The following is a 22776-nucleotide window of genomic DNA, read 5'->3' as shown; positions in this document are numbered from 1 at the left end:
TCCGGCCTTCTTCGTATTTGAACTGCCATGTCAGCAGACAAGCCGGATACATCGCCCGTTCAGTGGATCTCCACGCTGCGCGGCAGATAGGACCCGTCGGTCTGTTCCTCGAAAATTTCTTCCACCTGCGGATGGCGCACCGGTTCACCGGTCATGTCTGCTTCCAGGTTCTGTTCGCTGACATAGGCCACATATTCGGTTTCCTCGTTTTCGGCGAGGAGGTGATAAAACGGCTGATCGCGCAGAGGACGCACGTCTTCCGGGATCGCGTTCCACCATTCTTCCGTATTGCTGAAGGTCGGATCGACATCGAAAATAACGCCCCGGAAGGGGTAAATCCGGTGCCGGACGACCTGGCCAATTCTGAATTTTGCCGTTCGCATGGTTACTCGTCCGCATACTGCATGCACTGCCGGGATACCGTGTCAGCCCCCGGCGTGCAAGCATTGTAACATTAAACCTTAAATGACGAGCATTGCGAAAGTCTAAAGGCCATAGACCTCCGCGAGTTCCGAATCCTTCGATGCAACCAGTTTTGCAAGATCCACGATCACCTTCGCCTGTTTCCAGGTTGCATCATCCTGCATCTTGCCATCGATCATCACCGCACCGGTGCCGTCCGGCATTGCATCAAGGATTTTGCGCGCGAATGCAACTTCGCCCGGGTCTGGAGAAAAGACCTTTTTGGCGATCTGGATCTGCGTCGGATGCAGGGACCAGGCCCCCAGACACCCCATTAGAAAGGCATTGCGGAACTGGCTTTCGCAAGCGTCTGCGTCAGAAAAATCGCCGAAAGGCCCATAGAAAGGCTTCAGGCCGTAAGACAGGCAGGCATCGACCATCTTGCCGACCGTGTAATGCCACAGATCCTGCTGATAAGCCGTTCGCCCGTTTGCACCGTCGACGTCGGACAGGACCGCGTAGTCCGGGTGGCCGCCGCCGACCCTTGTGGTTTTCATGCCGCGAGATGCTGCGAGATCTGCCGGTCCAAGGCTCATGCCATGCATGCGCGGGCTTGCCGCCGCAATCTCCTCAACGTTCTTCACGCCTTCCGCCGTTTCCAAAATGGCGTGGATCATGATCGGTTGGGAAAGTCCGGCCTTGGCTTCCAACTGCGCCAGCAATTGGTCAAGGTAGTGAATATCCCACGCGCCTTCGACCTTGGGCAGCATCACCACATCGAGTTTTTCACCGACCGCGGGGACGATTTCCAGAAGGTCATCCAAGAACCATGGGCTATTGAGACAGTTTACCCTGGTCCACAGACCCGTGGTGCCGAAGTCGTTATCCTGTGCCATCTGGATAAAGCCTCTGCGGGCATCCGTCTTGGCATCTGCGGGAATGGCGTCTTCCAGGTTGCCAAGCACGACATCGACGTTCTTGATCAGATCCGGCACCTTGGACCGCATCTTCTCGATATGCGGCGGGACAAAATGGATCATGCGCTCCAGCGAGACGGGAAGCTCACGGAACGGGTCGGGCGCGCCGATGGCGAGCGGCTTGTAGAATGCGCTTGGGGTTTTCATGAAACAGCTGTCCTCCACCAGTTGAAGTCATAGCTATAACGTCAATGTTGCGCTGCAACCATACCCCGAAAGGAGAACAGGCTAATCGTCTTCCAACCGCGCTGCTGCCGCACGTCGGGCCTGCTTCTGCGCGGACGTTTTTCCCGGAGGCGCCCACTTCTTGTGGATCCACATCCATTGTTCGGGATGTTCGCGGATCCATCCCTCGAAAATCGAATGGATTTGTGCTGTTACCGCCTCGATATCCGCCTGGCGGTTGTCCGTTACGGGCACTTCGACAGCCTGGGCTTCTATTCGGAAATGCACGCCCTTCTTGCGCACGACCCGGCCCAGAACAATCGGCACATTACAAGACCTGGCAAGAGAGGCCGGAACGGGCGTCGCGTAGGCCATCTGGTTGAAGAAGGGAACTTGCACGCCCCGTGTTTCACGCAGATCGCCCATCATGGCAACAATCCCGTCGCCCTTAAGGGTCGCCAGGATCTTGCGTGCTGTCTGATGGCCTTTCGACAAGAGACCGCCCTTGTAGAGATCTTTTCTGAGCGCCTGAAGAGCCTTGTCGGCTTCCGGATTGCGGAGCGCCTGGTAAACACCTGTGATTTCAATGCCGCGGCGCACTGCAGGCTGAACGCACAGTTCCCAGTTTGCGCTGTGAAACGACACGAACAGGCAGGACCGTTCACCGTTCAGAACCTGTTCAGCGGTCTCGTCCGCCACCGCCTCGAACCGGTAGTCTTGCTTCAGAAGTCGGTCGATATGGAAGGTCTCCGCCGCCACACGGCCAAGGTTTTCCCACATCCCGCGCACAATCTTTTCTCGCTCTGCGCGCGGCATATTGGGAAAAGCCTTCTTCAGATGCCGAAGGGCGCGTTTATGCCTGGCATTGAAGGGCGCCAGCCGGCGCCAGAAAGCGCCCATGACGTAGGAAGCAATGTCGACGGGGATCAGGCGGAAAAGCCAGATGGCCACAGTCAGCGCAAAGCCTTCCACCCGGTTTTGCACAGCTGTCAGCTTCGGGTGTTTACGCTGCTTTTTTTTGCGGGACATTACGACCGAATGCTTTCATGTTGTCCGCCCGTCCTGAAAAGAGGGCACTTCCGACCTTGTCCGAATGAATGGGCCTTGCGATGCGCCTTCAGACCTGATTGGAATGCGGATCACCGGGGTGACCCTCTAGTCACGCGTCCATATCCAAGCCAGGCGCAAGATGCAAGCGCCTTGAGACCCACCAAACCGCCGTGCAGCGCGTCGTCTTCATCTTTGGTAATTGAATGCAGAATGTCATTTCACTGGCTCTTCCGTTTTTCGGGCTGATCCTTCTCGGCTTCGGAGCTGGCAAGATCAAAAACCTGCCTGAGGCAGGCCTGAGCTGGATGAACTTCTTCGTAATCTACCTGGCGCTTCCGGCGCTGTTTTTCCGCCTGTTGTCGGAAACGCCTATCGAGGAACTGGCAAACGCGTCCTACATCACTGCAACGACCTTCACGACCTACATCGTGTTTGCGATCTCCTTCTGCATTGGCGTTGTGGCAACACGCGGCAACATTGGCGAATCCACAATCCTGGGCATCGCCGGTGCCTATTCCAACATCGGCTACATGGGGCCGGGACTGACGCTGGCGGTTCTGGGCGAACAGGCGACTGTTCCAACAGCCCTCATTCTGGCCTTTGACAACGCGCTGATGTTCATTCTGGCGCCGCTGATGATGGCTTTGGCCGGTACGGACGACGAATCGATCCTCGGAACCTTGAAGAAGATCGGAATCAGGATCTTCACCCACCCCTTTATCCTGGCGACCATTGCCGGGGTCATAGCCGCCGCCTTCCAGATCAAGCCACCGGAAGCAGTGGACACGCTGTTGCGCTATCTCAGCAACGCAGCTGCTCCCTGTGCCTTGTTTGCGATGGGTGTCAGCATAGCCTTGCGGCCCATCGGCCGGATTCCTCTGGAACTGCCGATTGTACTTGGGGTGAAGCTCTTGCTGCACCCGATCCTGATTTTCCTGCTGTTGACCTGGCTGGGAGGCTTTGATCCCAACTGGATTGCGACCGCTGTCTTGATGTCCTGTCTTCCACCGGCCACAAACGTCTTTGTCATCGCGCAGCAATATGGAACCTATGTACAGCGGGCGTCGAGTTTCGTTCTCATCGGAACTGCCCTGTCGATCATCACGGTGACCGGTTTCATCTGGGCCTTGACCAGTGGGTTCCTGCCAACCGGTGGCTAAACTGCCCGATTGAACGGTCGTTCGAGATCAAGAGGTCATTCCGTGAAAGACAATCCGGACGTTCTGGCACTTTTTGAAAGCTTTCCATCGGACATACGAGACTGCGTGCTGACGATCAGGGCGATGATCTTAGACACAGCTACGCAGCGGGACGATATCGGAGAGCTCGAAGAAACCCTGAAATGGGGTCAGGCCAGCTATGTAACAAAGCGGCCCAAGACCGGAACCACCATCAGGATCGACCGTGACAAATCAGGGGCAGGAGACGTTGCTCTTTTCGTCAATTGCCAATCGTCGCTTGTTTCCGATTGGCGTGCGATGTTCCCGGATCTTGTCTTTGGCGGCGACAGAAGCGTTCACTTCAGTCTGGCAAAGCCACTGCCCGAGGACATGCTTCGCCAGATGATTGCCATGGCGCTGACGTACCACGCCGCCAAGCGAACGGCGGCCAAACCACGCGCTTGAACGCAGCGCGCCCTTGTCCCTATCTGTGAAGTTGGAACGCCGTTCCCGGCGCCAGGCCTTCCCGCATGAGAATGCGACGCAACGGCCCGACCTTGCCGGTCAGATACATACCGGCGCTTCGCGCAGCCTGAACCGGCAGGAATTCCGTCAACAGCGATCTGTTCAGCACGTCAACCGCGTTGGTACGGGACCGGATATCACTGAACCGTTTCTTTTCATAAGAGGCGAGTAAGGCCGCGGCCCCTATGTCTGCGTGCGAACGCGTAGCTGCAGCGACGACGGTGGTCAGATCGCGAATGTCTCTCAAGGAGAGATTCAGCCCTTGCGCACCGATGGGCGGGAACACGTGAGCGGTTTCACCAACGAGGGCAAGGCGCGGCCCCACGAGAGACGTCGCGGTGAGACCTGCAAGCGGAAAACTTTGCGGTTTAGATGCAAGTTTGAAGCTCCCCAGAATTGAATGGGCCCGCCGCTCAAGCTCCGCTTCCAGCTCCTCCTGGGTCATCGCCAACAGGTTTGCTGCACCTTCCGCAGTCTCCACGCAAACCAGCGATGATTGCCTGCCGGGCAACGGTACCAGAGTGAACGGCCCCGTTGCTGCATGAAACTCTGTCGAAATCTGCTGGTGCGGAAGACGGTGCTCCAGGTTCAGAACCACCGCAACCTGCGGATAAGACCAGCGCTTGACCTCGATCCCGGCGGCTTCACGCAGTGTGGACCTACGGCCATCTGCGGCAACGGCAAGCCTTGCGGAAATTGTTCTGCCGCCGCTTGTGAAAAGTGTGGCCCGCTCATCACCGAACTCGGCGGTCTTGACGGTGTCCGATATCACCTCAAGACCGGATTGAGCAGCACAGGCCTTTTCAAGAACTACATTAAGTTCGCTATTCAAGATATTGAAACCGAACTCTTCCAAACCAAGTTCGCTGCAGTCGAAGACGACTTCGGGCGCTCGGAAAAGCCGCCCTGTGCTGTCGATCATCCGCATCTTCTTCAAGGCCTCAGCGCTGCCTTCAATAGCCGACCAGACGCCAATATCACGAAGAAGATCTATGGATCGCTGCCACAATGCGGTGGTGCGGCCATCCTCTCGGTTCGCCGATGGTGCAATCAGAACGCAGGAAAGGCCCTGCTGAACCAACGCAAGAGCGGCGATGCGCCCGGAGGGACCTCCGCCGACGATTGCGATATCGAATTTTTCCGGCGAGTGGCTGCTGGACATGCTGAAAATCCATCTGGTTTATGCGTACCGACTTAATTGCTGTTTGCCGATCGAAAATCAACGGGACGAATACACGCAGGGCATCCGCAGCCAGTTATGAGCAAAATCAAACACCAGACCGGAAAAATGCTCTAAGACATCTCGATTGCAACCAAGAGAAACATCGCTTTACGGCCACCATGACGAGTTTGCGCACCATCCGTTCCAACGAAACCGGTTCCACTCCTCAGGAGCAGAACCTGCGTGGCTGGCCACTTGTTCTGGCGCTTGTTGCCCTTTTGACTGCCTGTGGCTGGGCGTATCTGATTGCGATGGTCGCCGACATGATCCCGGTGATGGACATGAGCGAAGCCGGGCCCGGCATGGTGATTCTCAACAGTTTCAACCAGTTCGCGGGTTTGCCGGAAGAAGCAAGAGCCGCACTTGCCGTGCTTTGCCTGCCAACCAGCGCGACCTTCGGCATGCCAGGCACAGATATGACAGCTGTCGATCTGGCGAAGATCTTCCTCATGTGGGCAATGATGGCTCTCGCGATGATGCTGCCAACGGCCGTGCCGATGCTGCGCGCCTATCATTCCGCGCTCGCGGCCCGTCCCGGGAAGACAGCTCAACCCGGAAGACCTGTGGTCGCCGCCATGGTCGGTTACCTGGCAGTTTGGCTTGGGTATGCCGTTGTGGCCACAGCAGCTCAATGGGCATTGTCTGTTGCCGGAGCCATGACGACCATGATGGCGCCCGCCAGCATGGCCTTGACGGCGTCCGTCCTTCTTGCCGCTGGGTTGTACCAATTCACGCCGGCCAAAAAGGCCTGCCTCAGCCGATGCTGGTATCCTCGCTGGGTCTTCGTCACGGACGAGGCATCCGCCGGCGTCTTGTCTGGATTACGGGAAGGGCTGGTCCAGGGGTGGGTTTGCCTTGGTTGCTGCTGGGCCGTCATGACCGTCATGTTTGCGGTCGGGTTGATGAACATCGTCTGGATCGCCTTGCTCGGGGCATTGATGGCCGTTGAAAAGACCTTCCCGAGCAAAATCCTGCCACCGGCAATCGGCACCGTTCTGCTTGTGTGGGCAGGCATCCTTGTTTCGCTCATCCTTTTGGGAAACGCGGCAGGTTAAATTCACGGCTATTGGCGTTGGGACTGTTTTTTCAGTTCACACTGTCATACGATTGCAATAAAGGATCGTGTCAGCATAGGTGTGTGCTCCATCGGGTCTGAGGCCCATCGCGGGCAGTGCACATCTCAGAACGACGCCAACGCTCCGACATGTCGTGTTCGGATCACAAAAGCGAGGAAACCCCGTGGCGGATATCACACCAGGCAAAGAGAGGACCGAGCCCGCTCTGTTCCTGATCCATATCCTGACGGCTTCTGGCGCTCCAATCGCTCTGATCGCCCTTCTGGCAGGTGCCCGGGAAGACTGGGCCGAAATGTTCGCCTGGCTGGGGCTCGCCTTTTTCGTCGACGGTATCGATGGTCCCCTGGCTCGCCGCTACAAGATCGCGGAGCGCCTGCCTCGCTGGTCAGGTGCGTCACTGGATTTTGTGATCGACTACGCCACCTACGTATTTCTTCCCGCTTTCGCGCTTTCCTGGAGCCTGATGCTGTCCAGTCCCTGGAACTGGATTTGCGGCGGTCTCGTGGTGTTTACCGGCGCTCTCTATTTTGCCGACAACGGCATGAAGACGCCGGACGGCTCTTTCAAGGGCTTTCCCGCCGGCTGGAACATGGCAGTGTTCGGCCTGATGGTATTGTCACCATCACAGACCTTCACGATCTTCTTCGTGCTCTTGTGCTGCGCATTGACTTTTGCTCCCATTCGCTTTGTCCATCCTGTCCGCGTACGCCGGTGGCGCATGATCACCTTGCCGGTGACGTTGCTCTGGATGGGACTGGCCGCCTACGCCATTCTTGATGGCATGGCGCTCAATGGCCCGGCCGCATGGGTGTTCACGGCAGCCAGCTTTTACCTGCTTCTGGTCTCTGCCGTTCAGCAATTGCTGGATAGGGTCGACTGATCTTTTCGACACTTGAGAGATTTTGTCTGCATCGGCGCACCGTTTAGCGCCGGTGAAGAGCCGTGCTATTTCTCCTGGCACCCGGTCAGCACGCGGTCCACGGATTGCCGAAAGGCATTTCCGTTTCTGAATGACCTTTCCCGATCGCGTTGAAATCATTTATGGTCTTGCCAACATCAATTACCGCAAGACCAAAAACGGTCTCGGCCCATCACTTCGGGGTAAAAGTCATGGTTCAAGCAATCTGCCTACACGAAACTGGTGGACCGGATGTCATGCGTTGGGAACACATTGAAGTCGGTGAACCCGGCCCAGGCGAGGCACGTATCCGGCACACCGCGGTTGGCCTCAATTTCATCGATACCTATTTCCGGTCCGGTCTCTATCCAGCGCCCAATGGCGTGCCTTTCACGCCCGGCAATGAAGGGGCAGGGGTTGTTCTTACGGTCGGCGAGGGCGTGACACACCTCAATCCGGGAGACCGGGTGGCTTATGTCGGCCCGCTCGGCTCCTATGCTCAGGAAAGACTTGTCCCGGCAGACCGTCTCGTTGTTCTGCCGGAGGGGATCGATGACAAGACAGCAGCCGGCATGATGCTGAAGGGCATGACTGCGCAATACCTTCTGCGCCAGACGTATTCCGTCGGCCCCGGTACAACGCTGCTGTTCCATGCGGCCGCCGGAGGCGTCGGGCTTATTGCCGGTCAATGGGCATCGCACCTTGGCGCGACCGTCATCGGCACCGCTGGTTCGGAAGCCAAGGTCGAGCTGGCAAAAGCGCATGGCTACGACCACGTCATCAACTACCGGACAGAAAACTTCGTCGACAGGGTGAAGGACATAACCAGCGGCAAAGGCTGTGACGTCGTTTATGACAGCGTCGGCAAGGACACCTATCCCGGATCGCTCGATTGCCTGAAACCGCGTGGCCTGTGGGTCACCTTCGGACAATCCTCCGGCCCGATCACCGACTTCAACCTGGCCCTTCTCGCCCAGAAAGGCTCGCTATTTGCGACCCGTCCTTCTCTCTTCAGCTATATTGCAACTCGCGAAGCGCTGGAAACGACCGCTGGAGAATTGTTCGATGTCGTTCAGAAAGGCATCGTCAAGATTGGCGTCAATCAGGAGTACCGGCTCGCCGATGCGGTGCAGGCGCATCAGGACCTTGAAGGCCGAAAGACCACCGGCACCACAGTTCTGATCCCGTAAGGCCGGCAATCTCATGCGGTCCGCACGAGCACAGGATCTGTCTCGAAATCTCTACAGCCCGGCGATGCGCTATTTTCTGGCCGTCGCCGACGCTGGCTCGATCCGCGCCGCCTCCCGAGATCTCAATGTGGCATCCTCTGCCGTCAACAGACAGGTTCTCTGGCTGGAACAAGCCCTCGGCCTGCAATTGTTCGACCGTGTCGGCCGTCGCTTGCGCCTGTCTCAGGCAGGGGAGTTGCTGCTGGCGCATATCCGGCGCACCTATTCAGACTTTGAAGGCACGGTTGCCGAACTCGACGCGCTGAAAGGACTGCGCCGCGGGACGGTGTCTATCGCAAGTGTGGAAAGCGTTGCCGAAAAACTTCTCCCGGCAGTCATCAGCACATTCCGCAAGAGTTATCCCGGCATTCATGTGAATGTCTCGATTTCATCTTCAAAGGAAGCCGCTCGCAAGGTGGAGGCTGCGGAAGCGGATGTTGGCTTCACGTTCGATCCGCCGGAAACCTCAACCCTGACCATCGCCTTTCACCACGATCTCGTCATCGGGGCACTGATGCGTCCGGATCACCCGCTCGCGGGAGCAAAATCTCTCGGTCTGCAGGACTGCCTGAAATATCCGGTCGCGCTTCCCGCGGAAGGCCTGTCGCTCCGCACGCGCCTCGACATCGTCCGCAGCCGGATCCCCGGAGCGTCCCGCACGTATGTTGAAGCCAATTCTCTCAGATTGATGCGGGCTCTTGCCCGGGAGGAACAGGTGATCGGCTTTCAGACGATGATTGGCTGTGAAGACGATCTCGCCAACGGTGTTCTAATCTTCAAACCGCTGTCCGATGCGCCGCTTCAGGCCGACAGACTCTGTGTGGTAACGTCGTCTCTACGTGCTCTTGCGCTTGCGCCTGGCATGTTTTTCGATCACGCCGTGCTCGCTTTGAAGGACCAACTTCCGTCACTTGATGCCAAATAGGCATCATTACGGTCTCAAATGAGCGCTTTGGTTCCTGGTTTTTTTAAGGCACATTTTTTGTGACAGTTTTGCGGCAGCGCGCCGCACAAGGGAGAAAATTGATGGGGCGTTTGTCAACGCAGGTTCTGAACCCAGCCTTGGAAAGCTCAGCCGGGCGCCTGATCGCCAGACTGAGAAGCTGCACATGCGCTTTTCTTTCGTTTCTTGTAGCCTCTTTGGACGCCGTCCGACCTTTTGCGGAAGAAGGAGAGCTCCACCATGCGTGATACGGTTCGTTTTCTCAAAGGTGGCAAGGTTGTCGAACTGGGAAATGTCGGCCCAACGGAAACAGTTCTCGATTACCTGCGCCTGCGCCGCCGCGAAACGGGTACGAAGGAAGGTTGTGGCGAGGGCGATTGCGGCGCCTGCACCGTGGCGCTTGGCCGCCTCGTCGATGGCAAGCTGGTCTACCAACCCGTCAATAGTTGCATCCAGTTGCTTGGCATGATTGACGGCGCTGAGCTGGTGACCGTGGAAGATCTTTCGCAGGACACAAGGCTCCACCCCGTCCAGGCCGCCATGGTCGAAATGCACGGATCCCAATGCGGGTTCTGCACACCGGGCTTCATCATGACGATGTTCACGCTCTATCACGACGCGGGGGCGGAAAAATCACGGAAGACCGTGACTGAATGGCTTGCGGGAAATTTATGCCGTTGCACAGGTTACCGGCCGATCATAGATGCCGCGCTCGAAGCCTGTTTCGACGCTGCCGACGATGCATTCTCCTGGCGGGCGCACGAAACGCGGGAACAACTGCGGCAATTGTCTGACAGCAGTGACATCTTCATTGGAGACAGCGACTGCTTCTTTTCCGCCCCGGCATCACTTGACGGTCTCGCGGCGCTTTATGGTCAGCACCCGAACGCAACACTGGTCGCCGGCGCAACCGATGTCGGTTTGTGGATCACCAAGCATTTACGTGACCTTCCCAGGATGATCTGGCTTGGCCGGATAGAAGGTCTCGACCGTGTGGAAGACAGCCCGTCGGGCGTTCTCATCGGCGCAACAGCAACCTATGCCGCCACTGAGGAGGCGATGACCGGCTTGTCCTCGAATCTGGGCGAACTCTGGCGCCGGATCGGCTCAAAACAGGTGCGCGCCTCGGGAACAGTCGGTGGAAACATCGCCAACGGCTCGCCGATCGGCGATACACCGCCGGCATTGATTGCACTAGGAACGACCCTTGAACTGCATTCGGCGGATGGCTCCAGAGCCCTGCCGCTTGAGGACTATTTCGTCGACTACGGCAAACAGGACCGTCAGCAGGGAGAATTCGTCACCGGTCTTTTCGTGCCCCGGCTTTCCGCCAATCAGGCGTTCCGCTGCTACAAGATCACGAAACGCTTCGATCAGGATATTTCCTCTGTCATGGGCGCTTTCCGGCTGACGCTGGACGAGGAGGGCGTGATAACAGAGGCGCGGATCGCCTTTGGCGGCATGGCCGGCACGCCGAAACGGGCATCAGGAGCGGAGGCCGCCTTGAACGGAGCCACGCTGGACGACCCGTCCACATGGGGAGCAGCCATGCAGGCGCTCCTGTCAGACTTCACACCCCTGACGGATATGCGCGCTAGCGCCGAGTATCGCATGGAGACCGCAAGGGCCTTGCTCGCCAAGGCCCTGATGGAGGTCAGCGGAACTGCACCGGAAGAAGTTCGGGTGCTTGCGAAGCGGGAGGCAGGCCATGACCGCGCAGCTTGACCCTAACGATCTGGACACACCTTTGAAGCACGTCCGCAAGGCGTTACCGCACGACAGCGCAGCAAAGCACGTTTCCGGGACGGCGACCTATATCGATGACATGGTCGAACCTGTCGGCACACTTCACGTAGTCCCGGGCTGGTCGCGGCAGGCTGTCAGAGGCAAGATCCTGTCAACGGATCTTGACGAGGTCAGGTCGGCCCCGGGTGTGGTTGCCGTCCTGACTGCAGAAGATATCCCTGGAAAGAATGACTGTTCGTCTGCCTTTGGTGACGACCCGGTTCTCGCAGAAGGTGAAGTCCTGTTTTACGGTCAGGCCGTTTTCGCAGTCGTTGCCGAAACGAGAGACCAGGCGCGAAAAGCAGCGCTGAAGGCGAAGATAGACGTTGCCTCGATCACGCCCATTCTGACGGCGGAAGACGCGGTGGATGCCGACACGACGGTTCTTCCTGACTATCAGTTCCGGCGCGGGTCCCCCGAAACCGGGATGAATGCAGCCGAGGAAATTCTTTCCGGAAGCATGCAAATCGGCGGTCAGGAGCATTTCTATCTGGAAGGCCAGGTTGCCATGGCGCTGCCGCAGGAAGACGGCGGGATGCTGGTCTATTCCTCAACGCAGCATCCGACCGAAATCCAGCACACGGTTGCCAAGGTACTTGGCGTTCCAGATGCAGCCGTCACGGCTGAAGTGCGGCGCATGGGCGGTGGCTTCGGGGGCAAGGAATCGCAGGCAAACCAATGGGCAGCCCTCGCGTCCATCGCCGCCAGCCACACCGGGCGGGCCTGCAAGATCCGCCTGGACCGCGATGATGACATGATCATGACCGGCAAGCGCCACGACTTTAAGGTCAATTGGCAGGTCGGACATGACGGCGAGGGCCGCATCCGCGCTGTCGACATGGAGTTCCTGGCCCGCTGCGGCTATTCTGTCGACCTCTCGCTAGGCGTGAATGACCGAACGCTTTTTCATGCCGATTCCAGTTACTTCTACCCAGACGCGCTCATCCGCTCACGCCGTCTCAGGACGGACACTTGCTCCAACACGGCGTTCCGCGGTTTTGGTGGTCCTCAGGGCATGCTCGCCGCTGAAAGAATGATCGATGCGATCGCGATCACTCTCGACAAGGACCCGCTGGAAATTCGCAAACTGAATTTCTATGACGGCGAACGAAACCTGACTCCCTTCGGCATGCCGGTCGAAGAATTTCAGGTCATGCATGACCTGATTGCCCAGTTGGAGGAAAGTTCAGACTATTGGGCCCGCCGGGATGATGTTCGTTTTTTCAACGAAAACAACGCCGTTCTGAAAAAGGGGCTGGCCCTGACGCCGGTCAAGTTCGGCATTTCCTTCACGCTGAAACATCTCAATCAGGCCGGCGCGCTCGTCCACCTTTATACCGACGGTTCCGTTCATCTGAACCATGGCGGCACCGAGATGGGGCAGGGGCTCTACCAGAAGGTGGCCCAGGTTGTTGCGGAGGAATTCGGCGTCAGCCTGAACAAGGTGCGTATCACCGCCACCAACACTTCCAAGGTTCCCAACACCGGCCCGACCGCGGCCTCCTCCGGCACCGACCTGAACGCCATGGCGGCTAAACTGGCAGCCAAGGAAATCAAGAACCGCCTCATCACCTTCCTGTGTGAGCAACACCAATGCGGCCCGGAAGCGATCTTCTTCGGTGACAACAAGGTGGTTGTCGGAGACCAGAGCTTTTCTCTGGCGGATGTCGCCAAACAAGCGCATATGGCGCGCATCCAGTTGTCCCATGCCGGGTATTACGCAACGCCTGGCATCACCTGGGACAGGGACAGCGCAACCGGCCGTCCTTTCTTCTACTTTGCCTTTGGCGGCGCTTGCGCAGAGGTAACAATCGACACCATGACCGGTGAAATGACCGTGGACCGCGTGGATATTCTTCACGACGTCGGCCATTCGCTGAACCCGGCCATCGACCTTGGCCAGATCGAAGGCGGATTCGTGCAGGGCATGGGGTGGCTTACCACCGAAGAACTGGTGTGGGACGAGGCGGGACGCCTGCGCACCCATGCGCCTTCCACCTACAAGATCCCGACCGCCTCAGATATACCTGAGGAATTCAATGTCCGGCTTTATCAGGGCAGCGGAAATCCGCAGGCAACCGTTTACCGGTCAAAGGCTGTCGGCGAACCGCCTGTCATGCTGGCCAATGCGGTGTTTTGCGCTATCAACGATGCGGTAGCCAGCCTCAGTCCTGGCCTTGTACCGAACCTGGACGCCCCTGCAACGCCTGAGGCGATCATGAAGGCCGTGCAGGATATGCGCCGGAGGAAAATCTCCTGATGAGGGTCTGGGGGCACATTGCCGACTGTTTGAAGCGGAGCGGCGCTTGTGCTCTCGTAACCATTGCCCGCGCCGATGGCTCGACACCACGCGAAGACGGTGCGCGAATGGTGGTAACGGCTGAAGGCGGCTTTTATGGCACCATAGGGGGCGGCACGCTTGAGTTCGAAGCTATCCGCCGCTCTGTTGCAGCGATCCGTGAAGGTGTCGCTTCCTTCGTACTCCAAAATGTGTCACTCGGACCCGATCTCGGCCAGTGCTGCGGTGGCCGCACACAGATTGCCATCGAGGTTCTGACAAGGGCATCGCTTGAAATGGCGCAGGCACTCTCGCAGAAAGAGGCCGAACGTCACCCAATTTCAACCGAGGCTCTGATTGTGGATGGCGTCGTGCAACAGCGTCGCCTGCTTACGGATGATCCAACGAGCAGAATATCTCTTCAGCACGATCAGGAAACGGGCAATCAGTTGCTGGTCGAGAAATTCGGTAGCCAACGGCGCGAGCTTTATCTGTTCGGGGCTGGTCACGTCGGCAAGGCGGTGGTTCTGGCCCTTGCACCGCTGCCCTTCAGCGTGACGTGGGTTGATAGCAGAGCAGACCAGTTTCCAGGCGCAGTTCCCGGAAATGTCAGGAAAATCGCCAGTACAGATCCGGCAGCTATCCTCGATCAGGCGCCCGAAGGGGCGTTTGTTCTGGCGATGACCCATTCACACGCACTGGATGAAGACATCATGGCACGTGCCCTGCTTCATCAGCGCTTTGCCTATTGCGGCGTCATCGGCTCCAAAACCAAACGCGCGCGCTTCCTGAAACGCCTGAAAGCGCGAGGGCTGACCGACGCCTTGACGTCCAACATGGTCTGTCCGGTGGGCGTGACAACTGTCAGATCAAAAGAGCCTGCGTCAATCGCCGCAGGAATAGCTGTCGATCTTCTGGTTCGGGACGAAGCTGGAAATAGTCAACAGGCAGCTGCAGGCGGGGGGCTTGCACAAAAACTAACACTTGGTCAATAAGGCGGCATTCGCTCGGGGGACGGCGTGGCAGAAACGGTAACAACGACAGGGGACGCCAACACGGGACGGCAAAGCAGATCCGGCAAGGATACTTTGCTAGACGCCCGGGGGCTGACCAAACGCTTCGGCGACATTTTGGCAAACGACAGGGTCGATCTCGTCATCAACAGGGGCGAGATACATGCGCTTCTGGGTGAAAACGGCGCGGGAAAGTCCACCCTGGTCAAGATGTTCTACGGCTCGCTGGAACCGGATGGCGGAGAAATCCTGTGGCAGGGCCACCGGGTGGACATCGGCAATCCTGCTGCAGCGCGCGATCTCGGCATCGGAATGGTGTTCCAGCACTTTTCGCTGTTCGAAGCCTTGAGTGTCGTTGAAAACATCGCGCTGGCTTTGCCCAATCCCGGACGGATGTCGGACCTCTCAAACCGCATCCAGACCGTGTCGCGCGACTATGGTTTGCCACTCAACCCCAATGACATTGTCGCGGATTTACCGGTCGGTATCCGGCAGCGCATCGAGATCGTCCGGTGTCTGCTTCAGGAACCGCAGCTGATCATCATGGACGAGCCGACTTCGGTGCTCACCCCTCAGGAAGCGGATCTCCTGTTCCTGACGTTGGAACGTCTGGCAAAGGAAGGTTGCGCTGTCCTTTACATCAGCCACAGGCTGGAAGAGGTGAAACGCATCTGTCACCACGCCACGATCCTTCGCCATGGCCAGGTGGTGCGCGAGTGTGACCCGACAAAGGAAACACCAGCTTCGCTGGCCAGCATGATGGTGGGCGCGGATGTTGCCTCCGTCAGTGCCAGTTCTCAAAAACCGGTCATCGGTGAAACGCGCCTTGCCTTGAAGAACCTGTCCGCGAAAGCCGCGACACCCTTTGCAACTGCCCTCAACAACATCTCGCTGGATCTTCGTGCCGGTGAGGTTGTCGCGATTGCAGGGGTTGCCGGCAATGGTCAGGGTGAGTTGTTCGATGCAATTTCCGGCGAAATGCCGCTCGCAGCCGATATGGTCGTCCTGGACGGAAAGCCCTGCGGTAACAGGAACATAACCTGGCGCCGCCGGCAGAAAGCGGCTTTCGTTCCAGAAGAACGACTCGGTCACGGTGCCGTACCGGGCATGAAACTGTCACAGAATATCGTGCTGACACGTCACAGCACGGGCGACAAGCTGGTGAACGCCGCATTCGTTTCAACCGCCAACGCCGGCAAAATGGAACAGCGCATCAAGAAAACCTTCGACGTGCGTATGTCACACGACGACCCGGAGGCCCGGTCTCTCTCCGGGGGCAATCTGCAGAAATTCGTCGTTGGCCGGGAACTTGACCGAAAGCCCGGTGTGCTGATCGTCAATCAGCCTACATGGGGTGTAGACGCCGGTGCCGCCGCCCTTATCCGGCAGGCATTGATCGACCTTGCCCGTTCGGGATCGGCGGTTCTGGTGATCAGCCAGGATCTCGATGAAATCTTTGAAATTGCAGACCGAATCGCGGTGATATCAAGAGGATATCTGTCAGAAGCAGAGCCAACGGACAACATGAATCGCGAGCGGGTCGGGCTGCTCATGGCTGGCGGCGCGGAAGCGCAAGGGGAGGTTGCCTGATGCGCGTCGAACTCGTGAAACGTAAGGAACGCAGCCGCAAAATGGCGCTGCTGTCCCCCTTGATCGCCGTCGGACTGACCGCAATCGCAGCCGGAATCATTTTCTCAATATCCGGACACAACCCATTGTCTGGACTATATAAGTTCTTCATTGAACCGCTCACGCAGGAGTGGTCGTTCAACGCAACGATCGCCAAGGCGACACCGCTTATCCTGATCGCTTGCGGCTTGTCCGTCTGTTACCTGTCGAACAACTGGAACATTGGTGCGGAAGGTCAGTTCATCGTTGGAGCGCTGTTTGGGTCTGCCCTACCTATCCTGATGCCGGAGTTCGAAAATGCGGCGACGCTCCCGTTGATGATGGTCTTCGGCATGATCGGGGGAGCCCTCTGGGCGTTGATCCCGGCACTGCTAAAAACCAGGTTCAACACCAATGAAATCCTGACAAGCCTGATGCTGGTTTATGTCGCGAGCCTGCTTCTGGACTATCTGGTGCGCGGACCTTGGCGAGATCCAGGCGGCTACAATTTTCCGGAATCAGCGCTCTTTTCTGACGCAGCCACCTTGTCCACGATCCCCGGAACCTCGATCAGCTTTGCGGCGCCGATCACCTTGATCGTCGCAATCGTTCTGGCTGTCGTCCTTGGCAAGACCCTCAAGGGTTTCGAGATCAGGGTGATGGGGGAAAGCCCCCGCGCGGGTGGCTTCGCCGGTTTCTCGGCCAGGAAGCTGACCCTGTTTTCCTTCGCGACGGCCGGGGCACTTGCGGGCCTTGCCGGAACGATGGAAGTGTCCGGCGCGCTCAACCAGCTCCTGCCGACAATCTCACCGGGCTATGGCTTTACCGCGATCATCGTTGCCTTTCTCGGGCGGCTGAACCCGTTCGGGATCATCGTCGCGGGCTTCGTCCTGGCATTGTCCTATATCGGCGGGGAGGCGGTACAGTCTGCCATGGGGGTGTCCAACAAGATTGCCAGCGTCATTCAGGGGCTGCTGCTGTTCTTCGTGCTCGCCTGCGACACGCTCATCCTCTATCGCGTCCGATTTGTCGGCCAGCGCGGGTCTGCCGGGGAGGCCTCCCATGTTTGAAGCTGTTCTTCTAACCATCATCACCGCGGCAACACCGCTGCTGATTGCCGCAATCGGCGAGCTCGTTGTCGAACGCTCCGGTGTTCTGAACCTGGGTGTCGAGGGCATGATGATCATGGGGGCCGTCGTCGGCTTCGCGGTTGCCAACCAAACAGGGTCCGGAACGCTCGGCGTCATTGCCGCAATTGCCGCCGGCATGGCCATGTCGGCCCTGTTTGGTTTTCTGGTCCTCGTTCTGGTTACCAATCAGGTCGCGACGGGCCTGGCCTTGACCATCCTCGGCATCGGGTTTTCCGGCCTGATCGGAGAAGCCTTCATCGGCATTCCGGGATTGAAACTTCCGGACCTCTACATTCCGGGGCTGTCGGACATTCCCTTCATCGGGCCGGTCTTCTTCCAGCAGGATGCTCTGGTTTACATCAGCTTCGCGCTGGTCATCGCGGTCGCCTATTTCCTGTTCCGAACGCGCCTTGGCCTCGTGCTTCGTTCCGTCGGCGACAATCATGGTTCCGCCCACGCGCTCGGCTATTCGGTCATCCGGATCCGGTTTGCGGCCGTTCTCTTCGGTGGCGCCTGCGCCGGTCTTGCCGGCGCTTACATGTCGCTTGCCTACACGCCGCAGTGGGTTGAAAACATGACGGCGGGCAGGGGCTGGATCGCGCTTGCGCTTGTCGTGTTTTCGTCCTGGCTGCCTCTGCGTGTCGTGATCGGCGCCTATCTGTTCGGTGCGGTCAGCGTCCTGAACCTTCATGCACAGGCTGTTGAACTGGACATACCCTCGCAGCTTCTGTCCAGTTTGCCGTACCTTGCGACTATTTTGGTGCTTGTGCTCATCTCAGCAAACCGCAGACTGACGCTCGTCAATACGCCGGCATGTCTCGGCAAACCCTTCGTTCCAGACCGGTAAGCCTCCCAGCTACCGGTCGGCCAGGCCCCGGTGCGATCGGGGGTTCGGCCAGAAACAAGATCGCAACCAAGAAATCGAACCATAGGGGAAAGATTCAGATGAAATCTCTTTTGAAAGCAACCGTCGCCGCCGTTGCCTTCGCCGCAGCCGGTTCCGCAGCAAACGCTGCGGACGTTAAGGCCTGCTACATCTATGTCGGACCGGTCGGCGACTTTGGCTGGTCCTATCAGCACGACCAGGGCCGTCTTGAAGCGGAGAAACATTTCGGCGACAAGCTGGAAACAGCCTATCTTGAAAGCGTTCCGGAAGGTCCGGATGCAGAGCGCGCGATCGAGCGTTTTGCCCGCGAAGGCTGCAACATCATCTTCACGACCTCGTTCGGCTACATGAACCCGACGATCAAGGTTGCCAAGAAATTTCCAGACGTGAAATTCGAACACGCCACCGGCTACAAGACCGCCGACAACGTTGCGACCTATAACTCCAAGTTCCATGAAGGCCGCTACATTATCGGTCAGATTGCGGCAAAACAGTCGAAGACCGGCGTCGCAGGGTACATCGCTTCATTCCCGATCCCGGAAGTGGTTTCCGGCATCAATGCGTTTTTGCTGGGTGCCCAGTCAGTCAATCCGGATTTCAAACTGAAGGTCGTCTGGGTCAACTCCTGGTTCGACCCGGGCAAGGAAGCTGATGCAGCCAAGGCCCTGCTCGATCAGGGCGCCGACGTCATCACGCAGCACACCGATTCCACGGCGCCTCTTCAGGTAGCTCAGGAACGCGGCGCTCATGGCTTCGGTCAGGCATCCGACATGATTCAGTTCGCTCCGGAAGCCCAGTACACCGCAATCGTCGATGATTGGGGTCCTTATTACATCGAACGCATCCAGGAAGTCATGGACGGAACCTGGGAATCCAAGAGCACGTGGGGAGGTCTTGCAGAAGGCCACGTCGTCATGGCTCCCTATACAAACCTTCCCGATGACGTTGTTGCCATGGCCAAGGAAACCGAAGCCAAGATCGCCGGTGGTTGGGAACCGTTCACCGGCCCGATCACCAAGCAGGACGGTACCGTTGCGGCTGAAGAAGGTGTCACCCTCGATGATGGCGCCATCCTCGGCATGAACTGGTACGTCAAGGGCATCGACGACAAGCTGCCCCAGTAAGAGCGTTTATCGCCTTTCAAATGCGGCCTGGAGCTTTACGGTTCCGGGCCGTTTTGTATCCAAGGCCTGATGTCTGGACCATAAGCCATGACACTGGTTGCCGGGCACGGTCTGTGCTTCCATTGCTTGAAGCCGATTTCCGGCACCTTGCAAAAAGAACAAAGGTCTCCGTTCCTCCTCCTGGTGGACTGAAGGCATGAACCAATACAGGATCCGTGAAGTATGATCCGCCGCCGCGAACTTATGCTGGCTGCAGCCGCTGCCGGGTCCGGCAGCATCGCCGACCTGGCGTCAGCAAACCTCTCCGCGCAGACTGAGTCAGCTCCTCAGGAACTCCAATCGGAAAAGGGGTTCAGACTTGCCCTTGGGGGCGGTGCCGCAAAGGCCTTTGCTCATATCCCCATTCTCGAAGCGATGGATGATCTGGGCGTCAAACCCGTTGAGATAGCCGGCACGTCAATGGGCTCCATCCTCGGAGCATTTTATGCAAGTGGTATGAGCGGTCGTGAAATCAGGCAGTTTGCAATCGATCTTTTCACGCAAAAGACGCAGTTGATCCAAAAACTGTTTCTGACGGACGGTCGCACATGGTCGTCGCTGTTCAATGTTGTCCGCCCGGCGATCATCGATCCGGTGGTTCTGTTTGAAACGCTCTTCCCGTCGGCCCTTGCGGAACGTTTCTCGGATTTGGAAATACCGATGAAAATCATCGCAACGGATTTCTATACCCAGTCGCAGGTCATTCTCGACGACGGACCTTTGCTTCCGGCGATCGCGGCATCTTCCGCTCTTCCCATGCTTCTGACACCGGTCAAGAATGATGGGCAAGTGCTGATCGATGGCGGCTTCGTCAACCCGACACCCTTTGATGTCTTCCCGGATGACGGAGTGGCGACGGTCGCAGTCGATGTAACGGGAAGTGATTTCACGGAACGAAAAAGCGGGCTTCCAACTGGCCTGGAAACCTGGATCGGTTCGTTCTCGATTACGCTACACTCGCTTGTCGCCGCCAAGTTGGCCTGTATGAAACCTGATCTGTTGATCGAACCACCAATAGGCCGCTTCAAAACCATGGAATTCTTCAAGATTGCGGACATTGTAAAGGCTGCAGAACCAGCTGGAGAGGCCTTCAAGCGCGGGTTGGCCAACCTTCTGGAAAACCGGTAACTTATCAGCTGATTCCGGCATTTCCTCACATGGCCTTGTCACGTCGCTGGAAAATTTTCTTCAGCACCTCTGCTTTTTCAGCTGACCATCCCTCCGGATCAATGACCGCAGCCCAACCGTCGATGTAATCCGGTGCGACGTAGTAGTGCCCGTGACGGGGCACATCCAGTGCAAACAACGAATCCAGCGCGATCTGAAGCATCGTTACCAACGGAAACCACGACAGTTTCTCCGATACGTCAGGCGCACATGGCGTCGCCATCCAGGCTGGCGGTCTGAACGCTGTATCAAACGTGAAATTGACAATCGGATCGCTGCCGTAGTTGAGAAACACAGTACGGATTGGACCCCACGGCGCATAATTGCCCTTCAGTCCGCCATATTGATCCATCACCCGGACAAGCGAGCCATTCCCATAGGTTGGACGCCAGGCAGGACTACCGGCATTTCGCTGGTTACGAACTTCCGACCAATAGCGGGAGAAAAAGGGAGATCCCGCCCAAAAGGCGCCCTGTATCGGATCCCCCAACATATCGAACAGCGGCAGTGTTGCCTGGGAATTGAAAGCACCCTGACTGAGACCTTGCACATAAAGATCCGGCCGGCTGTCCTTGGGCAACTGCGTCCAGTGAGCGTACACCGTCTTGAAGAGAACGCGTGCCTGATCGACGCCATAGTCCGGATGTGCAAGCAACGCCAGAAAACTGGAGAGATAGGAATACTGCACAGCCACCGTTGCGACATCGCCGCCAAGCATGAAATCAAGCGTGTCGTAGGCTCCGGGGTCCATCCAGCCTGTGCCGGTTGGCACCACGACAACAAGAGCGGACCTTTCGAAACCGCCTGCGCGGATCAGTTCACGCAAGGCAAGTTGCGCACGCGCTTCCGCAGTGTCGCCGGATCTGCGTCCAACATAGACACGTACCGGATCGATAGCGTTGCCCGGCGAAAATTCGGCGATCTCTTTGGCCGTAGGAGCGGTAGCGACGTAGTTTCGGCCCCAGCGGCCCATTTCCTCCCAGCGAACCAGCGACTGGCTGCTACCGGTCTTTTCCGGTGCCATGGGTTTCTCGATGTCCGGTTCAAGCATCATGTCGGCAGCCAGCAAGGATGCATCAGCCGCTCGAAATGCGTTGCGCACCAGAGCTCCATCGACGATGGCCCAAAGAAACCAGCCGACCAGAACAACGGACAGGACAACACCAACACGCCTGGGCAGGACTTTCGCCAATAGGGCGGCAACGGCCCGCCGAGCAGCTCCTGCCATCCGGAAAATCACCCAGAAAACAAGAGCAATCAACAAACCGACGGTGACGATGAACAGGGGGGCTGCGGTTTCTAGGGGAGGCAGTCCGACCGCTTCTCGGGTGGCATTTTGCCAACTGGCCGCTTTCGCAAGGCTATAGACGATGATCGCGAGTGAAATCCCGATAGCAGCGAGAAGCCAGAGCCTGCAGATCCGCCCTTTCGGCTCCGGCAATTCAAGGTAACGCCAGATGCCTCGCGCAAAGAGGGTTATTTCATAGCCGACCGACGCAGCAACCGCGGCCAAAGCGGCCTGGACAATCGGCTCTCTTGGCATCATCGAGGGTGTGAGAGCGGCGCCGAAGAAGCTGGCCGCAACAATCAGACCTAGCGGCGAAATCCCATCTCTGAATGTCTTCAAGACCGGCATTCGCACACACTCCCCGATGCATTTTGCTTGGTCTACCGCAGAATTTCGTGATGGAGACGAGACGTCAAGACAACCTTGCGCAAACAATGGCAGCACTGAAGCAATCTTTTGCCAATCCCCGTTATCCACCTAAAGTTGAAAAAAGTTACGTTGCGTCTTTTGGAGTTTAGACGGTCTTAACCGTTGTCGGCTCTAATTTTCATTGTCGTGGATCGATGGGCAGAAGGATCTATCCGCGCAGATTGATCACGTTGTTTTTCGTTCGCAATTTTCTTGAAAGATTGCGGCGCTAAAAAACGAACGTGATCCAATGCCGGTCCAGCGCAGCAGGTCCAAGATCTCTCGCTGATGACCGGACATGACAAGCCGGGGGGCACCGGTTCGTCTGAGGCAGAGACATTTGGGCCGGCAGGACTGTTAACAGGCTCCATTCGGGAGCTAAGGACTCTGTCATCAGGGCGGT

General features: G+C 57.7%; 19 protein-coding genes. 14 read left to right on the top strand and 5 right to left on the bottom strand.

Annotated features, from left to right (window positions below; genetic code table 11):
* Positions 1-59: 59 nt before the first annotated feature.
* The 3 genes from hspQ to FMN63_RS25610 form a co-directional block, all read right to left on the bottom strand.
* Positions 60-383, bottom strand: a complete 324-nt coding sequence (gene hspQ / locus FMN63_RS25620; protein ID WP_022998644.1) for a heat shock protein HspQ — start codon at positions 381-383, stop codon at positions 60-62.
* 102 nt (positions 384-485) lie between these two features.
* A complete protein-coding gene (locus tag FMN63_RS25615; RefSeq protein ID WP_148586909.1) occupies positions 486-1526 on the bottom strand; it encodes an HpcH/HpaI aldolase/citrate lyase family protein in 1041 nt (346 codons plus the stop codon).
* A gap of 81 nt (positions 1527-1607) precedes the next feature.
* A complete protein-coding gene (locus tag FMN63_RS25610; protein ID WP_148586908.1) occupies positions 1608-2573 on the bottom strand; it encodes a lysophospholipid acyltransferase family protein in 966 nt (321 codons plus the stop codon).
* 224 nt (positions 2574-2797) lie between these two features.
* Here FMN63_RS25610 and FMN63_RS25605 point away from each other — a divergent pair, with 224 nt between their 5' ends.
* Together FMN63_RS25605 and FMN63_RS25600 are read left to right on the top strand one after the other, a co-directional pair.
* Positions 2798-3754 carry an AEC family transporter gene (locus tag FMN63_RS25605; protein ID WP_148586907.1) on the top strand — a complete coding sequence of 319 codons (957 nt, stop codon included), beginning with the start codon at positions 2798-2800 and terminating at the stop codon, positions 3752-3754.
* A gap of 42 nt (positions 3755-3796) precedes the next feature.
* Entirely contained in the window at positions 3797-4219 is a 423-nt protein-coding gene (locus FMN63_RS25600) for a DUF1801 domain-containing protein (RefSeq protein ID WP_148586906.1), read from the top strand.
* Positions 4220-4238: 19 nt separating this feature from the next.
* On the opposite strand, the gene FMN63_RS25595 is transcribed toward FMN63_RS25600, so the two are convergent.
* Positions 4239-5441, bottom strand: coding sequence for a UbiH/UbiF family hydroxylase (locus FMN63_RS25595; RefSeq protein WP_148586905.1), 1203 nt, complete (start codon positions 5439-5441; stop codon positions 4239-4241).
* A 179-nt stretch (positions 5442-5620) separates the two neighbouring features.
* Between FMN63_RS25595 and FMN63_RS25590 the strand changes: the two genes are divergently transcribed.
* The 12 genes from FMN63_RS25590 (at position 5621) to FMN63_RS25535 (ending at position 20638) form a co-directional block, all read left to right on the top strand.
* A complete protein-coding gene (locus tag FMN63_RS25590; protein WP_148586904.1) occupies positions 5621-6556 on the top strand; it encodes a DUF2182 domain-containing protein in 936 nt (311 codons plus the stop codon).
* Positions 6557-6740: 184 nt separating this feature from the next.
* The gene (locus FMN63_RS25585; RefSeq protein ID WP_148586903.1) at positions 6741-7457 is read left to right on the top strand and encodes a CDP-alcohol phosphatidyltransferase family protein; all 717 of its coding nucleotides are present in this window, start codon (positions 6741-6743) and stop codon (positions 7455-7457) included.
* Positions 7458-7687: 230 nt separating this feature from the next.
* Positions 7688-8665 (top strand): quinone oxidoreductase family protein, encoded by a 978-nt coding sequence (locus FMN63_RS25580; protein WP_148586902.1) that lies wholly within the window; start codon positions 7688-7690, stop codon positions 8663-8665.
* Positions 8666-8678: 13 nt separating this feature from the next.
* On the top strand, positions 8679-9629 hold the full coding sequence (locus tag FMN63_RS25575) for a LysR family transcriptional regulator (RefSeq protein ID WP_148586901.1): 951 nt from the start codon (positions 8679-8681) through the stop codon (positions 9627-9629).
* A gap of 258 nt (positions 9630-9887) precedes the next feature.
* A complete protein-coding gene (gene xdhA / locus FMN63_RS25570) occupies positions 9888-11372 on the top strand; it encodes a xanthine dehydrogenase small subunit (RefSeq protein WP_148586900.1) in 1485 nt (494 codons plus the stop codon).
* The gene (gene xdhB / locus FMN63_RS25565; RefSeq protein WP_148586899.1) at positions 11356-13692 is read left to right on the top strand and encodes a xanthine dehydrogenase molybdopterin binding subunit; all 2337 of its coding nucleotides are present in this window, start codon (positions 11356-11358) and stop codon (positions 13690-13692) included. The genes xdhA and xdhB overlap by 17 nt, the downstream gene beginning before the upstream one ends.
* Positions 13692-14705 carry a xanthine dehydrogenase accessory protein XdhC gene (xdhC, locus tag FMN63_RS25560; protein ID WP_148586898.1) on the top strand — a complete coding sequence of 338 codons (1014 nt, stop codon included), beginning with the start codon at positions 13692-13694 and terminating at the stop codon, positions 14703-14705. Before xdhB ends, xdhC begins: the two co-directional genes overlap by 1 nt.
* A 93-nt stretch (positions 14706-14798) precedes the next feature.
* A complete protein-coding gene (locus tag FMN63_RS25555) occupies positions 14799-16313 on the top strand; it encodes an ABC transporter ATP-binding protein (protein WP_162530130.1) in 1515 nt (504 codons plus the stop codon).
* Positions 16313-17401 carry an ABC transporter permease gene (locus FMN63_RS25550; protein WP_148586896.1) on the top strand — a complete coding sequence of 363 codons (1089 nt, stop codon included), beginning with the start codon at positions 16313-16315 and terminating at the stop codon, positions 17399-17401. Before FMN63_RS25555 ends, FMN63_RS25550 begins: the two co-directional genes overlap by 1 nt.
* Positions 17394-18308 carry an ABC transporter permease gene (locus FMN63_RS25545; protein WP_148586895.1) on the top strand — a complete coding sequence of 305 codons (915 nt, stop codon included), beginning with the start codon at positions 17394-17396 and terminating at the stop codon, positions 18306-18308. Before FMN63_RS25550 ends, FMN63_RS25545 begins: the two co-directional genes overlap by 8 nt.
* Positions 18309-18406: 98 nt before the next feature.
* Positions 18407-19471 (top strand): BMP family ABC transporter substrate-binding protein, encoded by a 1065-nt coding sequence (locus FMN63_RS25540; RefSeq protein WP_148586894.1) that lies wholly within the window; start codon positions 18407-18409, stop codon positions 19469-19471.
* Between the two features lie 222 nt (positions 19472-19693).
* Complete coding sequence (locus FMN63_RS25535; protein ID WP_148586893.1) at positions 19694-20638, top strand: patatin-like phospholipase family protein; 945 nt, start codon at positions 19694-19696, stop codon at positions 20636-20638.
* A gap of 25 nt (positions 20639-20663) precedes the next feature.
* On the opposite strand, the gene FMN63_RS25530 is transcribed toward FMN63_RS25535, so the two are convergent.
* Positions 20664-22313, bottom strand: a complete 1650-nt coding sequence (locus FMN63_RS25530; RefSeq protein ID WP_148586892.1) for an alpha/beta hydrolase — start codon at positions 22311-22313, stop codon at positions 20664-20666.
* Positions 22314-22776 lie beyond the last annotated feature (463 nt).

Origin of the sequence: Stappia sp. BW2 (assembly GCF_008107695.1) — a bacterium.
Taxonomy (GTDB): domain Bacteria; phylum Pseudomonadota; class Alphaproteobacteria; order Rhizobiales; family Stappiaceae; genus Roseibium.
This window is presented reverse-complemented; position numbering and strand designations above follow the sequence as displayed.

Bases quoted from the DNA above. Each gene is read 5' to 3' on its own strand.
- hspQ (WP_022998644.1), bottom strand. From the start codon at position 383: ATGCGAACGGCAAAATTCAGAATTGGCCAGGTCGTCCGGCACCGGATT.
- FMN63_RS25615 (WP_148586909.1), bottom strand. From the start codon at position 1,526: ATGAAAACCCCAAGCGCATTCTACAAGCCGCTCGCCATCGGCGCGCCC.
- FMN63_RS25610 (WP_148586908.1), bottom strand. From the start codon at position 2,573: ATGTCCCGCAAAAAAAAGCAGCGTAAACACCCGAAGCTGACAGCTGTG.
- FMN63_RS25605 (WP_148586907.1), top strand. From the start codon at position 2,798: ATGCAGAATGTCATTTCACTGGCTCTTCCGTTTTTCGGGCTGATCCTT.
- FMN63_RS25595 (WP_148586905.1), bottom strand. From the start codon at position 5,441: ATGTCCAGCAGCCACTCGCCGGAAAAATTCGATATCGCAATCGTCGGC.
- FMN63_RS25590 (WP_148586904.1), top strand. From the start codon at position 5,621: ATGACGAGTTTGCGCACCATCCGTTCCAACGAAACCGGTTCCACTCCT.
- FMN63_RS25580 (WP_148586902.1), top strand. From the start codon at position 7,688: ATGGTTCAAGCAATCTGCCTACACGAAACTGGTGGACCGGATGTCATG.
- FMN63_RS25575 (WP_148586901.1), top strand. From the start codon at position 8,679: ATGCGGTCCGCACGAGCACAGGATCTGTCTCGAAATCTCTACAGCCCG.
- xdhA (WP_148586900.1), top strand. From the start codon at position 9,888: ATGCGTGATACGGTTCGTTTTCTCAAAGGTGGCAAGGTTGTCGAACTG.
- xdhB (WP_148586899.1), top strand. From the start codon at position 11,356: ATGACCGCGCAGCTTGACCCTAACGATCTGGACACACCTTTGAAGCAC.
- xdhC (WP_148586898.1), top strand. From the start codon at position 13,692: ATGAGGGTCTGGGGGCACATTGCCGACTGTTTGAAGCGGAGCGGCGCT.
- FMN63_RS25550 (WP_148586896.1), top strand. From the start codon at position 16,313: ATGCGCGTCGAACTCGTGAAACGTAAGGAACGCAGCCGCAAAATGGCG.
- FMN63_RS25545 (WP_148586895.1), top strand. From the start codon at position 17,394: ATGTTTGAAGCTGTTCTTCTAACCATCATCACCGCGGCAACACCGCTG.
- FMN63_RS25540 (WP_148586894.1), top strand. From the start codon at position 18,407: ATGAAATCTCTTTTGAAAGCAACCGTCGCCGCCGTTGCCTTCGCCGCA.
- FMN63_RS25535 (WP_148586893.1), top strand. From the start codon at position 19,694: ATGATCCGCCGCCGCGAACTTATGCTGGCTGCAGCCGCTGCCGGGTCC.
- FMN63_RS25530 (WP_148586892.1), bottom strand. From the start codon at position 22,313: ATGCCGGTCTTGAAGACATTCAGAGATGGGATTTCGCCGCTAGGTCTG.